Below are 13,869 nucleotides of genomic sequence, written 5' to 3'. Positions count from 1 at the left end.
AGCATTAGTGAGGAAACATCCTGAAGTTTCTCAGCCGCGCGGATGATGTCTGACATGCAGGGACTTCAAACGTTCGCGGGCAACGTGGGTATATATCTGCGTCGTCGAAATGTCGGCATGGCCGAGGAGCATCTGCACGACGCGCAGGTCGGCACCGTGGTTGAGCAGATGGGTGGCGAAGGCGTGGCGCAGTACGTGCGGCGATAGCCGCGCGGCATCCATGCCGGCACTGGTGGCGTAGCGTTTGATCAGGTGCCAGAAGGACTGGCGCGTCATGCCGGCGCCGCGGCTGGTGACGAACAGGTCGTCGCTCTGCCGGCCCTTCAGGAGTTCGCGGCGGGCAACCGCCAGATACTCACGGAGTGCGTCGATGGCGGTTTCGCCGAGCGGTACGAGGCGTTCCTTGCTGCCCTTGCCGAACGCGCGCACGACGCCCATGTCGAGGTTGATTTCGTGCAGTTTCAGCGTCACCAGTTCGGAAACGCGCAGGCCGGTTGCATACAGCGTTTCGAGCATGGCACGGTCGCGCTGTCCGAGTGCCGTATCGTCGGGCGGGGCCGCGAGCAGTGCTTCGATCTGCTTTTCGGAAATGATCTTGGGCAGGCGCGCCTGCCGAGCAGGCAGTGCGATCTTCAGGGTCGGGTCGCTGCGGATTCTGCCCTGTCTGAGCAAATGACGGAAAAATCGCCGGATCGAGGCGAGGTAGCGCGCCTGCGAAGCGGACTTCAGCGTGCCGGAGAGTTCGGCGACAAAACCGATCAGTGCGCTTTCGTCCGCTTCCGCGAGACGGGCGCCGCCTCGTTGCGCCAACCAGCGCGCCAAGTGTTTGAGATCGCTGCGATAGCTCGCCAGCGAGGCTTTGGCGAGACCGTCTTCGAGCCAGAGCGCATCGCAGAAATCGTCGATGTCGGCGAGGTCGCCTGGGTCGGGGGCGGCCTGTGTGGCGTCAGCAGCCTTCATGGGTCAGCAGCCAGCGCTTGACCTCGATCAGAAATCCGCCGCGCTGCCGGGCGAAGCCGCCGAGTCCGCCGCCGGCCGCGATGACGCGGTGGCAGGGGACGACGAGCGGGAACGGATTGGCTCCGCAGGCCTGTCCGACGGCGCGTGGCGCATTGTGCAGCAGCGCGGCGAGTTCGCCGTAGCTGCGCGTCTGATGGCAGGGGATGGTCGCGATCTGCGCCCAGACGCGGCGCTGGAAAGCCGTACCGGACGGACGCAAGGGCAGGCCGAAGGGCGTCTCGGGGTCGTCAATGTAGGCCAGCAGTTGCCGCATTGTTTCTGCCGCAAGTGCATTCTGTGGCGCCTGTTCGGCCTGAGGTTCGAGGTAGGCCAACGCCAGGACTTCCATGTCGTCGCAACGGATGCCGATCGAGAAGCCCGGCGCACGGAAGACGCCCTGGTAGGCGGCATGTGTCTGGACGCTCATGGCATCAGCCCCTCACCTGCCCGGTGCCGAGGACGATCCATTTCTGGCTGGTCAGTCCTTCGAGACCGACCGGACCGCGGGCGTGGATCTTGTCGGTCGAGATGCCGATTTCGGCGCCGAGGCCGTACTCGAAGCCGTCGGCGAAGCGCGTCGAGGCATTGACCATGACCGAGGCCGAATCGACCTCGCGCAGGAAACGTAGCGCCTTGCCATAGTCGCCGCTGACGATGGTTTCGGTGTGGTGCGAGCTGTAGCGGTTGATGTGCTCGATAGCCTCGTCGATGCCGGTGACGACCTTGACCGAAATGATCGGCGCGAGAAATTCGGTGGCATAGTCTTCCTCGCTGGCGGGGACGGCGTTGGCGACGATCGCCAGCGTCTCGGCGCAGCCGCGGATTTCCACGCCTTTGGCGCCCAGCATCGCGGCGATCGGCGGCAGCAGATCGGCGGCGCGGGAACGCGCGACGAGCAGTGATTCGGTCGTATTGCAGGTGCCATAACGTTGCGTCTTGGCATTTTCGACGATGTTGACCGCCATCGCGGCGTCGGCGTCGTCATCGAGGTAGACGTGGCAGTTGCCGTCGAGGTGCTGGATCATCGGCACGCGCGATTCCGCGAGCAAGCGCGAGATCAGACCCTTGCCGCCGCGCGGAACGATTACATCGACATAGTCGCGGAGGGTGATCAGGTGGCCGACGGCGGCGCGGTCGGTGGTGTCGATGACCTGAACGGCGTGTGCCGGCAGGCCGGCGGCGACAAGGCCTTCCTGCACCAGTTTGGCGATGATGCGGTTGCTGCCGATGGCTTCCGAACCGCCGCGCAGGATGGCGGCATTTCCCGATTTGAGGCACAGCGCGGCGGCGTCGGCAGTGACGTTCGGCCGCGCCTCGTAGATGATGCCGATGACGCCGAGCGGGACCCGCATTTTGCCGACCTGGATACCGCTCGGCCGGAATTTGAGCTCGCTGATTTCTCCGATCGGATCGGGTAGCGCGGCGATCTGTTCGACGCCGTCCGCCATTTGTGCAACCGATTTTTCGGTCAGGCGCAGACGGTCGAGCATGGCGGCCTCGAGGCCGGCGGCCTCGGCAGCAGTCATATCGCCATGATTTGCTTCAAGAATTGCAGTAGAATGTCGCCGGATTCCGGCAGCGATCTGCTGCAGCGCCTGATTCTTGGCGCGGGTGTCGGCGCGTGCCATGGCGCGCGATGCTTGCCGGGCCTGCTGTCCGACGGTTTCAACATACTGCTTGATATCCATTTTTTCGTCCCGTTTGCCTGATACGACCTCCGATTATAGCCAGCACAGGCGAACTTCATTGAACCATTGCTGAAAAAGCGACTCACATGCAGACCGAAGCTCACACGCATGCCGACATGGGTAAAAAACTGATTCTTCCTGCCGAGATCAAGGTCTGCGCCACCTGCAGTTATTGGGATGGAAAGCGCACCGTCGATCCTGAATTGCGTGTGGTTGTCGTCGACGACTGCACCGAAGGCGAGTGCCTCGTCCAGAGCAAATGCTGCCAAGGACTCAACGACGAGTTCGAATGGCGCGACGATTGTCTCTGGGAACATCTGGCGCCCGACGAACCCGACGATTCCACCGGGCACTGATACGGCACGGGGCCTCAGCGCGCGGCGCGCAACGCCCCTGCGTAGAAGATCGTTTTCATTTCGCCGCGCACAGCTTTAATCCGAGACGCACGAATTCATTCCAGATGTCGCCGCTGCCGATGCCTTTGACGAGGCGGTCGATATGCGCGGCGTCGGCCAAAGCCGACTGGATCGTGGTTGTTTCCAGCCGTTGCAGCGCCCGCCGGAACGGCGCCTGCCGCGGGCCCCAGACACGGGCTTCCTTCAAGAGCATGTCGATCGGCTTGTTGCTTGTCTGTCCGGTCTTGACGATTGCCAGCGCGCGGATTTCCTCGGTCATTGCCCAAAGCACCAGCGGCGGTGCTTCGCCTTCCTGTTCCAAGCCTTCCAGCGTGCGCGTCAGCCGTCCGGCGTCGCCGCCAAGCAAGGCTTCGCGCAGCCCGTCGAGATCGTAGCGAGCAACGTTGAGGACGGCCTGTTGGACGTCGTGCAGCGACAAGGGGCCGGGCGGGTGCAGCAGGGCAAGTTTGAGAATTTCCTGGTGTGCCGCGAGCAGATTGCCTTCGACGCGCTCGGCGATGAAGCGCAGCGCGTCGGGTTCGGCCGTCTGATTCTGGCGGCGCAGGCGCCCGGCGATCCAGGCGGGTAGTTCGGCCAGGTTGGGTGCGTTCAGCTTGAGCAGCACGCCGGCTTCACCGAGGGTCTTGAGCCAGGCGGCCTTTTCCTCGGTCCAGTCGAGTTCGGGCAGAGTGACGAGCAGCAGCGTGTCCGGCGAGGGCCGGGCACAATAGGCTTGCAGCGCCGCGCCGCCTTCGCGTCCGGGCTTGCCGGTTGGCAGGCGCAGGTCGATCAACGTCCTGCCGCCGAACAACGAGAGATTGCCGGCTGCCTGCGACAGTTCGGCCCAGTTGAAGCCGGGCAGCGCAGTCAGTACCTGGCGCTCGTCGAAGCCGCGCCGCCGGGCAGCGGCGCGGATGGCGTCGGCGGCTTCGATGACGAGCAGCGGCTCGTCGCCATACACGGCATAGACCGGGCTCAGCTCGCGTTCGAGATGGGCTGCCAGTTGATCGCCGCGAAGCTGCATGGCTGCCTTATTCCTCGTCTTGCGGGAACGTCGGCTGCGTGGTGGCGATGCGTCGCATCAGTTGCTGCACCAGATCGTTTTCCATATCGCGCCAGAGCAGGTCTTCTTCCTGCGTCTTGGCCAGCACGTCAGAGTCGGCGTAGCTGATGTCGCGGAACAGGTCGATCGTTGTCGGCAGGACCAGGTCGCGGCCTTTGGCGTCGATGATACGGAAGCTGTAACGATAGGTCAGGCGCTTTTCGCGAACGCGACCGGCGCTCGACAGCGACAGGATCACAGGCATCCGGATTTCGGCAGTCGGCTGGAAAGTCGCCTGCGCTTCAGCGGCGGTTGGCACCAGTCGCGTCGAACCGGTGCTGCGGATGGCGCGCTTGAAGCCGGCGCCGATGACCGAGTAATCCGGGATGGCGACGTAGAGGCTTTCGTACGGCAGCGTGTACGCCCCGCGCAGCTGAAAACCGCAGCCGACGAGGCCGAGGATCAGGCTGGCGAGCAGACCGAGAACGACGGACAGGCGCATGGTGGCGGTCTCCGCAGCGTCAGACGACGATGTTGACGAGGCGTCCGGGCACGACGATCACCTTCTTCGCCGGCTTGCCCTCAAGGTGACGCTGCGCGCCTTCGCTGGCGATCGCTGCCGCTTCGATCTCGGCTTTGCTGGCCTGGGCCGGTACGCGGAGATTGCCGCGATGCTTGCCGTTGACCTGCAGCACGAGTTCGATTTCGTCCTGAACGAGCGCACTGTCGTCGACCGTCGGAAAGCGCTGGGCACCGACCGTCTGGCCTGGCTTGAGCTCGCTGTAGAGGGCTTCGCAGATGTGCGGCACGATCGGATACAGCAGCAGCGCGACGGCTTCGAGCGCTTCCTGGCGGACTTGCCGTGCCGTGTCGCTCAGATCGGTCAGCTTGGCGTAGGCGTTGAGCAGTTCCATCACCGCGGCGATGGCGGTGTTGAATTGCTGGCGGCGGCCGTAGTCGTCGGTGACCTTGCCGATCGTCTGGTGCAACTGGCGACGGAAGGCCTTGAGTTCGGCCGTCAGTTCGCCGCCGGAGAAGGTCGCGACGCTGCCGCCCGAAACGTGTTCAAAGACCAGGCGCCACAGGCGCTTGAGGAAGCGATAGCCGCCTTCGACGCCGGCGTCGGACCATTCGAGCGATTGGTCGGGCGGCGATGCGAACATGATGAACAGGCGGGCCGTGTCGGCGCCGAACAGGTCGATCAGCGCCTGCGGGTCGACGCCGTTGTTCTTCGACTTCGACATTTTTTCGATGCCGCCGATGGCGACCGGCTGACCGTCGGCGGCCAGCGTCGCGGCGGTCGGACGACCGCGCTCGTCGCAGGTCAGTTCGACGTCGGCCGGGTTGATCCACTGCTTCTTGCCGTCGGCCTCTTCGCGATAGAAGGTCGGCGCCACCACCATGCCCTGCGTCAGCAGGTTGGCAAAGGGTTCGTCGAGTTTCTCGTTGCCGAATAGACCGGTGTCGCGCATCAGCTTGGTCCAGAAGCGCGAGTAGAGCAGGTGCAGGATGGCGTGCTCGATGCCGCCGATGTACTGGTCGATGCCGCCCTTGCACCAGTAGGCGACGCGTTCGTCGACCATGGCTTTGTCATTGTCCGGGCAGCAGTAGCGCAGGAAGTACCAGGACGACTCGACGAAGGTGTCCATCGTGTCGGTCTCGCGCCGGGCCGGTTTGCCGCATTTCGGGCAGGTGCATTCGTAGAATTCCGGCATCTTGGCGAGCGGGCTGCCGGCACCGGTGACGGTGACATTCTCGGGCAGCACGACGGGCAACTGGTCGTCGGGGACCGGCACGTCGCCACAGCTGTCGCAGTGGATGATCGGGATCGGGCAACCCCAGTAGCGCTGGCGCGAGATGCCCCAGTCACGCAGGCGGAATTGCACCTTTTTCTCGCCCAGGTCTTTCGCCGCGAGGTCGGCGGCGATGGCGTCGACGGCGGCCTTGTAGCTGAGACCGGTGTATTTGCCCGAGGCGACGCAATAGCCGTCCTTGGTGGCGTACCACTCCTGCCAGGCCTCGGTCGAAAAGACCTTCTCGGCACCGGCGGCGTCCTTCTCGCCGATGACCTGCGTGATCGTCAGGTCGTACTTCTTGGCGAAGGCGAAATCGCGTTCGTCATGGGCGGGGACGGCCATGACGGCGCCGTCGCCGTAACCCATCAGCACGTAGTTGCCGACCCAGACCTCGACTTGCGCGCCGGTCAGTGGGTGGGTGACGAAGATGCCGGTCGGCATGCCCTTCTTTTCCATCGTCGCGAGGTCGGCTTCGGCGACGCCGCCCTGCTTGCATTCCTCGATGAACGCGGCCAGTTGCGGGTTGTCCTTGGCAGCGCGCGTGGCGAGCGGGTGCTCGGCGGCGACGGCGACGAAGGTGACGCCCATGATCGTGTCGGCGCGCGTCGTGAACACCCAGAGCTTGCCGGCTTCGCCGTCAAGCGTGTAGGGGAAGGCGAAACGCACGCCTTCGCTCTTGCCGATCCAGTTCTTCTGCATCAGCTTGACCTGCTCCGGCCAGCCGGTCAGCTGGTCGAGGTCGGCGAGCAGTTCTTCGGCATAGGCCGTGATCTTCATGTAGTACATCGGGATTTCGCGCTTTTCGATCAGCGCGCCCGAACGCCAGCCGCGTCCGTCGATGACTTGCTCGTTGGCCAGTACGGTCTGGTCGATCGGGTCCCAGTTCACGGTGCCGTAACGCTTGTAGACGAGGCCTTTCTCGAACAAACGGGTGAACAGCCATTGTTCCCAGCGATAGTACTCGGGCCGGCAGGTGGCGACTTCGCGTTCCCAGTCAAGCGCAAAACCGAGGCGGTTGAGCTGCCCCTTCATGTATTCGATGTTGGAGTAGGTCCACTGCGCTGGCGGCACGTTGTTCTGGATCGCGGCGTTTTCCGCCGGCATGCCGAAAGCATCCCAGCCCATCGGCTGCATGACGTTGAACCCCTGCATCTTCTTGAAACGGCTGAGCACGTCGCCGATCGTGTAGTTGCGGACGTGGCCCATGTGCAGCTTGCCCGATGGGTAAGGGAACATCGACAGGCAATAGTATTTGGGCTTCGAGGCATCCTCGACGGCACGCGCGGCGCCGGTCTTTTTCCAGTACGCCTGTGCAGCCAGCTCGATTTCTTGGGGTTGGTATTTTTCCTGCATGATGAAATGGTCGGCAAGATAAGAAGTAAACCGCGAATTATACGCGGTTTGCTGCCTTTCTCCGGAACCCGGCGACGACGCAGAAGGCCGCATTTGACAGGGTCGGCGTTCTCGGCAAAGATGACGTCATGAATCCAGCGATCTTCTTCTGCCGACGCCGTACCGCGACCCGACGCTCTAGCGTCTTGCCGTGGCGCGCGTGCCTGTCCGGAGGATTCCCGATCGCAGCATCCTGATCCTCCCGGTTTAACCGGAACGAATCTGCAAGGCCACGGCATTTCGCCGTGGCCTTTTTGTTTTCTAACCGCCTGAAAGGAGTCTGTCATGGAAATGTCTGCCCCGCCTGTCGCTGCGCTGATGCCGGTCGCCGTCCGCCCACCGTTCGTTCTTGTCCGCGGTGAGGGTGCCTACGTCATTGACGATGCTGGGCGACGCTATCTCGACTGGGTCCAGGGATGGGCAGTCAATTGTCTTGGCCATTCGCCGGCGCCGGTGGTGCAGGCCATCGCCGCTCAGGCGGCGACGCTGATCAATCCGAGTCCGGCCTTCTACAACGCGCCGGCGCTTGAACTGGCCGGTCTGCTGACGGAGAACAGCGGCTTCGATCAGGTCTTTTTCGCGAGTTCGGGGGCCGAGGCGAACGAGGGCGCGATCAAGCTGGCGCGCAAGTGGGGGCAACTGCACAAAGACGGCGCCCACGAAATCGTCACCTTCGTCGATGCGTTCCACGGGCGCACGCTGGCGACCATGTCGGCAAGCGGAAAGCCTGGCTGGGATGTGCTTTTCCGGCCGCAGGTCGATGGTTTCCCCAAGGCGCGCCTCAACGATATCGACTCGGTGAAAGCATGCCTCGGGCCAAAGACGGTGGCGATCATGCTCGAACCGGTGCAGGGCGAGGCCGGCGTGATCCCCGCCACGCCCGAGTTCCTGCGCGCGCTGCGCGACCTGTGCGATGCGCAGGGGCTGTTGCTGATCGTCGACGAAGTGCAGACCGGATGCGGCCGGACGGGAACGCTGTTCGCCCACACGCAGGCCGGCATTGCGCCCGACATCATGACATTGGGAAAGGGGCTCGGCGGTGGTGTGCCGCTGGCGGCGCTGCTGGCGAAGGGGGCGGTCAGCTGTTTTTCACCGGGCGATCAGGGCGGCACCTATTGCGGCAATCCGCTGGTCTGCGCGGCGGGCAGCGCCGTGCTGAAGACGCTGCTTGGCGATGGGTTTCTGGCGCAGGTGCGCCGGGCGGGTGAACGCTTCGCCGCCGGGTTGGCGGCGATCTCGCTGGCCGAGGGCTTGGGCGAGGTGCGCCAGGCCGGGCTGTTGCTGGCTCTGGAACTCGGGCGCGCAAGTGCTGCCGAGGTGGTCGAACTGGCGCGCGAGGACGGCCTGCTGATCAATGCCCCGCGTCCGCATTGTTTGCGCTTGATGCCGCCGCTCAACAGCAGCGACGCTGAAATCGACGCAGGCCTGGCGCTTCTCCAGGCGTCGATCCGCCGCGCGCACGCGGCGGCGGGTCTTGCCTGAGGACGCTTACTGCCGGCCGTAAATGCGCAGGATGAGCTCCGTCGTTTGTCGCGCCGATTCGGCGTCGACGAGCGGCGGACGCTTGTCGCGCACGGCGGCTTCGAAGTCGCGCAGGATGTCTTCGTGGCGGGCGGTGTCGGTGACGGCAGCGCTGTTGGCATTGTTGCCATTGGCTGCCGGCGCGGCGCTGGCAGGGTTGTCGATGCCGTCAATCGCCCAGTAGCTGATGCGGTCATCAAGCGTGACGAATGTGCCTTTTTCGCAATGGACTTCCAGCCGAGCCGGCAGTCCGGGACGTGCTGCTGTTGACGCGATGATCGTCCCGATCATGCCGTTTTCGTATTTCAGCAGCGCGGCGCCGTGATCCTCGACTTCGATCGGATGAATGAAGGTGGCGAAATGGCTGGTGACTTCGGCCGGCATGCCGAAGAACCACAGGTAGGTGTCGATGTTGTGGCAGGCCTGCTGCATGAATGGGCCGCCGCCATCGCCCTCCCAGCTGCCGCGGTAGGCGCCGCTGTCGAAATAGGCCTGGTCGCGCCAGAACTTGCAGCTCAGGTCGGCTGCGAAGATGCGTCCGAACGCCTGTTGCTCGAACAGGCGCTTGAGCGTGATGTTGTCAGGATTGGTGCGGCGCTGGTAGGCGACGGCAAGCGTGACGCCGGCGTGCCGGCAGGCATCGATCATCGCGTCCATCGTCGCGCGATGAATATCGAGCGGCTTTTCGGTCAGCACGTGCTTGCCGAGGCGCGCGGCTTCGACTGCCGACAGGTGGTGCAGGCCGTTCGGCGTGCCGATGATCACGGCATCGAAGGGGATGGTGATTTCGGCGAGACTGGCGGCGCAGGGCAGGTCGGGGGCCGTTGACGGACGTCGTCCGGAACGCGAGACGCAGGCGACAACCTGGCTGTTCGGCAGCTTGCCGATGGCTGCAAGGTAGGTGTTGGCGATGTTGCCGGTGCCAATCAGGACGTATTTCATGCTGTGCTTATTCCTTGAGATGCTCTCGTCTTAGTCCTTGCGGATGCCGGAGAGTTGTTCGAGCAGTTTGATGACGATCGTTTGGTCGGCTTCGCCCAGGTCGCTGGCCATGACGGCGTTGTACATCTGCGCCGTCGCTGCCGTCAGTGGCAGGCAAATGCCGAGCGCGTGGGCAGCTTCCATGACGATATTCATGTCCTTCTGGCGCATCCAGGACTTGAAGCCCGGATCGAAATGCCGGTCGAGCATGCGTTGTCCGTGCACTTCAAGCGTCTTGGAGGCGGCCGAACCACCCATCAGCGCTTCGCGCAAGCGGACGAGGTCGACGCCGTTCTTTTCGGCGAAATTGAAGGCTTCGGCGACCATCATGACGCTGACGCCGGTGATGATCTGATTGGCGGCCTTGGCTGCCTGTCCGGCGCCGGCCTTGCCGACGTGCGAGACCGTCTTCCCCATGCAGGCGAAATAAGGCTGAACGCGCGCGAAAACCTCGGGTTTTCCCCCGGCCATGATCGACAACGTTCCGGCAATGGCGCCGACTTCACCGCCAGAGACCGGCGCGTCGAGAAAGTCGATGCCGAGCGCATCGAGGTCGCTGGCCAGGGTGCGGGCGGCGATCGGGTTGATCGTGCTCATGTCGACGGCGATCAGGCCGGGGCGCGCGCCTTTTGTGATGCCCTTGTCGCCGAACAGGACCTCGTGCACATCGGGTGCGTCCGGCACCATCGTGAAGATGATGTCGGCATCGCTGGCGAGTTCGGCCGGGTTTGTCGCCCCGGTCGCGCCGGCGTCGAGCAGCGCTTGCATCGAGGCCTCGCGTCGCGACCAGACGCGTAAGGCATGTCCGTGCTTGAGGAGGTTGAGCGCCATCGGACGCCCCATGATGCCCAATCCTATAAATCCGATTTTCATATCAGACTCCGTGAGTCGGCGGGTGAAGCCGGAACTCTATCACCGTCCGATCCAATGGCGCCGTTCATCGTGTCGCAGGATCAGAGAATGCCATCGTCAGCGTCTGTGCTTATGGCATAAGTTATTGTTTTTGTGGAAAGTCGGTTGTTGTGCGCCGAGGTTTGTTAGTATCCGCCCTGCACGAACTAATCCGCATGAGGCCAGATAATGTCAAATGCCATTCCAGATCACCTTCGCAACTGGTGGGAACACCAGTACAAAGCGGTGCAGGAATTCGGTCAAGTGTTGTTGCGGGAGGACTCGGCCAGTCCCCAACTGATGCGTTTTTTTGAGACGCTCGCGCGCCATTGCCCCAAGCTGCGTAGCGTCCGCATGACCAACGCCTTGCATGCGCTCTGGCGGCAGACGCCGAGCGCCCTGGCATTCGAGTTGGCCGTCAGGTACTGCAAGAGCCCGACCGAAATCGGCGACTATGCCGCACGAATTCGCCGGGCGATGCCGCAGGCGTCGGACGGCGAGCGCTTCGACGCCGAGTTGACGGCGGAAAGCGCGCTTGCCGACGTAGTGCGCTGGCTCGACGCCAACGACAAGGCGCGTCCTGCCGGCTGAATCCGTAGCGCCGGCGGTTTGACGAGCGTCCCGGCCTAGTTGTTGGTGGCGCCCGACGATTCGACGATGTTTTTCCAGCGCGGGTAGTCAGCCTTGATCATGGCGCCGAATTTTGCCGGCGTCATCGCTTCGGGTTCGGCGCCCTGTTCGCGGATGGCTGCGCGTACTTCAGCATTGCCCAGCAGCGTGTTGACGGCGGCGTTGAGCGTATCGACGACGGCGGGGGGCGTGCCGGCCGGGGCGAACAGGCCGTACCAGGTTGTGACGTCGAAGTTCTTGAAGCCGAGTTCGGCGACCGTCGGTACATCCGGCAGCAGCGAGCTGCGTTTGGCCGAGGTGACCGCGAGCGGGCGCAATTTGCCGCCCTTGATCTGCCCCATGGCCGATGGCACCGACGAGACGAGCAGTTCGACGTTGCCGGCGATGGCGTCGAGCAGGGCCGGACTCGAGCCCTTGTACGGAATATGCATGAGCTGGATGCCAGCGGCTTTTTCGAAGAGTACGGCCGCCAGGTGGATCGAGGTGCCATTGCCTGGTGAACCGTAGTTGATGTTGCCGGGCGACTTGCGTGCGGCAGCGACGACGTCATTCAGCGTCTTGAATTTGGAATCGACGCTAGTGGCGATCAATACCGGCGTATAGGCGACATGGGCGATCGGCACGAGGTCGCGGGTCGGATCCCAGGGCAGGTTCTTGAACAACCAGGGGCCGATTACCAGATTATCCTTCTGTCCCATGACAAGGTCGTAGCCAGTCGGCGCCATCCGGACTGCCTCGGTAATGCCGATCGTGCCGCCGGCGCCGGGTTTGTTGTCGATGATGAAGGTCCACTTGTGCTGTTCGCTGAGCTTGCTGGTGATCAGCCGCGCCAGGATGTCCGAGCCGCCGCCCGGGGGGAAGGGGACGATCAGGCGGACCGGCTTGGTCGGGTAGGCGCTTCCTTTTGCCGGCGCCTGGGCCGATGTCTGGGCCTGGGCCGGCAAGATCAGTGTCATGGAAAGCAGCGCTAGTGATATGAATTTATTCAGCATGGTCGGTTCGCCGGGTGACATCGGAGCAGCGCACTATAAGCGAAGCGGCCGCGGCTGTCACATGGCTACCTGCCCATGCGCGGGAAAGGGCGGCATCAACGCATCTCGAACAGTTCCTGATGAAAGCGATTGGCGGGCAATCCGAGGGTCAGCAATTCGTGCCGCAGGCTGCGAGCGAAGGCACTCGGGCCGCAGAACCAGAGACTCGACGCCGCCCACTCCGGGACGCGTGTGCGGATGATCGTTGCATCAAGTCGCCCCTCGTTGCCGCTGTCGATGATATGCAGCGAGACGCTGGCGCGGTTAGCGGCTTCGGTCAGCTGCGCGACGACGGTGGCATCCTTGAGCGACGTCGAATAGAACAGATCGATGGCCTGGTTGCCGCGACGCGCGGCCAGTTCGCCGAGACGTGCGAGGAAGGGGGTAATGCCGATGCCGGCACCGACCCAAATTTGACGTGCCTGGCCGTCATTGAAGTCGAAGCGGCCATACGGACCTTCGACGACAGCCGTGGCACCGACCGTTAGATCTTCGCGCAGGCGTTCGGTGTGGTCGCCGAGCGCCTTGGCGGCGATGGCGAGCCGCGGCTGGGCCGGGTTCCAGGCTGAGGCGATCGTATAGGGATGCGGGCCTTCGGCGGGATCGAACGTAACGAAGGCGAACTGCCCGGCCGTATGCCCCGGCCAGCCCGGATCGAGCGTCAGTTCCACCTCGAAAACACGCAGCGCGGGCAGATCGCGGCGCGCGTTCACCCGTGCGCCGATCTTGCGACTGGCGCCGATTTTCCCCGTCAAGGCGATGATCGCCGCCACAACGCCACCGGTCATCAGTATCGCCATGATCCAACCGAGCGGTTGTTGCCAGTAGGTGAGTCTTGTCAGAACGATGGCATGAAAGACGAAAACCAGGTAGAGAGCCGCGAGCCAGGTGTGGGTCCTGCGGAAGAGGTGGTAGGGGAAGCGCTTGATCAGTGCTAGCACGAGCAGCAGCGCGGCGAGGTAGAAGCCCCATTCGCCGAGCGTCTCGGCGAGTCCGCGCTGGCTGCGCAGCCAGCCCTCGATCAGGCCGAGGTCGGCCGGGTTCGGGCGTGCGCCGCGTGGCGGTCGCACGAGCCAGCCCCATTGTGTCATCCATTTGGTCCCCTGGCCGAGCCACCAGTGCAGGATCGAGGTGACGAGCGCGGTGATGCCGAGCCATTTGTGCAGGCGATAGATCTTGTCGAGGCCACCGAGCATCGATTCGAGGCGCTGCCAGCGCAGGGCGAGGATCATCGCCAGGCTCATCGCGCCCATCGCGATGACGCCGCTATATTGCATAAAGACGTTGCGAAAAGCGCCGTAGGTCAACGGTGATGGCAGCGGTGTGTCGGCGAGCAGCCACAGTGCGGTCAGCGATACAAGGAAAATAAGCAGTGATGTCTGGATTTTTTTCATGGTGTTTCGGTCGTTACGACGATGTCTTGTGATGCGGTACATTGTCCTGTCAAGGTGTTACAACCGGATTCCGCAGGATTGGAAATACATTGCAAATTGTTGCATCGAC

13 protein-coding genes are annotated in these 13,869 nt (G+C 63.5%); 3 read left to right on the top strand and 10 right to left on the bottom strand.

Annotated elements, in window-relative coordinates; translation table 11 throughout:
• Positions 1–30: 30 nt before the first annotated feature.
• Genes xerD through BLR25_RS17685 form a run of 3 tightly spaced genes read right to left on the bottom strand, consistent with a single transcriptional unit; the run spans position 31 to position 2,687 of the window.
• On the bottom strand, positions 31–960 hold the full coding sequence (gene xerD, locus BLR25_RS17695; protein ID WP_091939563.1) for a site-specific tyrosine recombinase XerD: 930 nt from the start codon (positions 958–960) through the stop codon (positions 31–33).
• Positions 947–1,426, bottom strand: coding sequence for a methylated-DNA--[protein]-cysteine S-methyltransferase (locus BLR25_RS17690; RefSeq protein WP_091939561.1), 480 nt, complete (start codon positions 1,424–1,426; stop codon positions 947–949). The genes xerD and BLR25_RS17690 overlap by 14 nt, the downstream gene beginning before the upstream one ends.
• A gap of 4 nt (positions 1,427–1,430) precedes the next feature.
• Positions 1,431–2,687 (bottom strand): glutamate-5-semialdehyde dehydrogenase, encoded by a 1,257-nt coding sequence (locus BLR25_RS17685; RefSeq protein ID WP_091939559.1) that lies wholly within the window; start codon positions 2,685–2,687, stop codon positions 1,431–1,433.
• Positions 2,688–2,773: 86 nt separating this feature from the next.
• Here BLR25_RS17685 and BLR25_RS17680 point away from each other — a divergent pair, with 86 nt between their 5' ends.
• Positions 2,774–3,043 (top strand): hypothetical protein, encoded by a 270-nt coding sequence (locus tag BLR25_RS17680; protein WP_245715599.1) that lies wholly within the window; start codon positions 2,774–2,776, stop codon positions 3,041–3,043.
• 55 nt (positions 3,044–3,098) lie between these two features.
• On the opposite strand, the gene holA is transcribed toward BLR25_RS17680, so the two are convergent.
• Genes holA through leuS form a run of 3 tightly spaced genes read right to left on the bottom strand, consistent with a single transcriptional unit; the run spans position 3,099 to position 7,273 of the window.
• Positions 3,099–4,106, bottom strand: coding sequence for a DNA polymerase III subunit delta (holA, locus tag BLR25_RS17675; protein WP_091939557.1), 1,008 nt, complete (start codon positions 4,104–4,106; stop codon positions 3,099–3,101).
• 7 nt (positions 4,107–4,113) lie between these two features.
• A complete protein-coding gene (locus tag BLR25_RS17670; RefSeq protein ID WP_091939555.1) occupies positions 4,114–4,626 on the bottom strand; it encodes an LPS-assembly lipoprotein LptE in 513 nt (170 codons plus the stop codon).
• A 19-nt stretch (positions 4,627–4,645) separates the two neighbouring features.
• Complete coding sequence (gene leuS / locus BLR25_RS17665) at positions 4,646–7,273, bottom strand: leucine--tRNA ligase (protein ID WP_091939554.1); 2,628 nt, start codon at positions 7,271–7,273, stop codon at positions 4,646–4,648.
• Positions 7,274–7,597: 324 nt separating this feature from the next.
• Between leuS and BLR25_RS17660 the strand changes: the two genes are divergently transcribed.
• Positions 7,598–8,794 (top strand): acetylornithine transaminase, encoded by a 1,197-nt coding sequence (locus tag BLR25_RS17660; protein ID WP_091939552.1) that lies wholly within the window; start codon positions 7,598–7,600, stop codon positions 8,792–8,794.
• A gap of 6 nt (positions 8,795–8,800) precedes the next feature.
• Here the strand turns inward: BLR25_RS17660 and BLR25_RS17655 are convergent, their stop codons facing one another.
• Together BLR25_RS17655 and BLR25_RS17650 are read right to left on the bottom strand one after the other, a co-directional pair.
• Entirely contained in the window at positions 8,801–9,775 is a 975-nt protein-coding gene (locus BLR25_RS17655) for a Gfo/Idh/MocA family protein (RefSeq protein ID WP_091939550.1), read from the bottom strand.
• 30 nt (positions 9,776–9,805) lie between these two features.
• Entirely contained in the window at positions 9,806–10,687 is an 882-nt protein-coding gene (locus BLR25_RS17650; RefSeq protein WP_091939548.1) for an NAD(P)-dependent oxidoreductase, read from the bottom strand.
• Between the two features lie 207 nt (positions 10,688–10,894).
• Between BLR25_RS17650 and BLR25_RS17645 the strand changes: the two genes are divergently transcribed.
• The gene (locus BLR25_RS17645) at positions 10,895–11,296 is read left to right on the top strand and encodes a hypothetical protein (RefSeq protein WP_091939546.1); all 402 of its coding nucleotides are present in this window, start codon (positions 10,895–10,897) and stop codon (positions 11,294–11,296) included.
• Between the two features lie 35 nt (positions 11,297–11,331).
• Here the strand turns inward: BLR25_RS17645 and BLR25_RS17640 are convergent, their stop codons facing one another.
• Positions 11,332–12,291 carry a Bug family tripartite tricarboxylate transporter substrate binding protein gene (locus BLR25_RS17640; protein WP_218122803.1) on the bottom strand — a complete coding sequence of 320 codons (960 nt, stop codon included), beginning with the start codon at positions 12,289–12,291 and terminating at the stop codon, positions 11,332–11,334.
• A 131-nt stretch (positions 12,292–12,422) separates the two neighbouring features.
• Positions 12,423–13,760 carry a ferredoxin reductase family protein gene (locus tag BLR25_RS17635; protein ID WP_091939544.1) on the bottom strand — a complete coding sequence of 446 codons (1,338 nt, stop codon included), beginning with the start codon at positions 13,758–13,760 and terminating at the stop codon, positions 12,423–12,425.
• Positions 13,761–13,869 lie beyond the last annotated feature (109 nt).

Source organism: Propionivibrio dicarboxylicus, assembly GCF_900099695.1.
Taxonomy (GTDB): domain Bacteria; phylum Pseudomonadota; class Gammaproteobacteria; order Burkholderiales; family Rhodocyclaceae; genus Propionivibrio; species Propionivibrio dicarboxylicus.
The sequence above is the reverse complement of the archived record's forward strand: the minus strand, read 5'-3'. Positions and strand labels throughout refer to the sequence as shown.

Bases quoted from the DNA above. Each gene is read 5' to 3' on its own strand.
- BLR25_RS17650 (WP_091939548.1), bottom strand. From the start codon at position 10,687: ATGAAAATCGGATTTATAGGATTGGGCATCATGGGGCGTCCGATGGCG.
- leuS (WP_091939554.1), bottom strand. From the start codon at position 7,273: ATGCAGGAAAAATACCAACCCCAAGAAATCGAGCTGGCTGCACAGGCG.
- BLR25_RS17640 (WP_218122803.1), bottom strand. From the start codon at position 12,291: ATGACACTGATCTTGCCGGCCCAGGCCCAGACATCGGCCCAGGCGCCG.
- BLR25_RS17690 (WP_091939561.1), bottom strand. From the start codon at position 1,426: ATGAGCGTCCAGACACATGCCGCCTACCAGGGCGTCTTCCGTGCGCCG.
- BLR25_RS17645 (WP_091939546.1), top strand. From the start codon at position 10,895: ATGTCAAATGCCATTCCAGATCACCTTCGCAACTGGTGGGAACACCAG.
- BLR25_RS17670 (WP_091939555.1), bottom strand. From the start codon at position 4,626: ATGCGCCTGTCCGTCGTTCTCGGTCTGCTCGCCAGCCTGATCCTCGGC.
- BLR25_RS17680 (WP_245715599.1), top strand. From the start codon at position 2,774: ATGCAGACCGAAGCTCACACGCATGCCGACATGGGTAAAAAACTGATT.
- BLR25_RS17655 (WP_091939550.1), bottom strand. From the start codon at position 9,775: ATGAAATACGTCCTGATTGGCACCGGCAACATCGCCAACACCTACCTT.
- xerD (WP_091939563.1), bottom strand. From the start codon at position 960: ATGAAGGCTGCTGACGCCACACAGGCCGCCCCCGACCCAGGCGACCTC.
- BLR25_RS17660 (WP_091939552.1), top strand. From the start codon at position 7,598: ATGGAAATGTCTGCCCCGCCTGTCGCTGCGCTGATGCCGGTCGCCGTC.
- holA (WP_091939557.1), bottom strand. From the start codon at position 4,106: ATGCAGCTTCGCGGCGATCAACTGGCAGCCCATCTCGAACGCGAGCTG.
- BLR25_RS17635 (WP_091939544.1), bottom strand. From the start codon at position 13,760: ATGAAAAAAATCCAGACATCACTGCTTATTTTCCTTGTATCGCTGACC.
- BLR25_RS17685 (WP_091939559.1), bottom strand. From the start codon at position 2,687: ATGGATATCAAGCAGTATGTTGAAACCGTCGGACAGCAGGCCCGGCAA.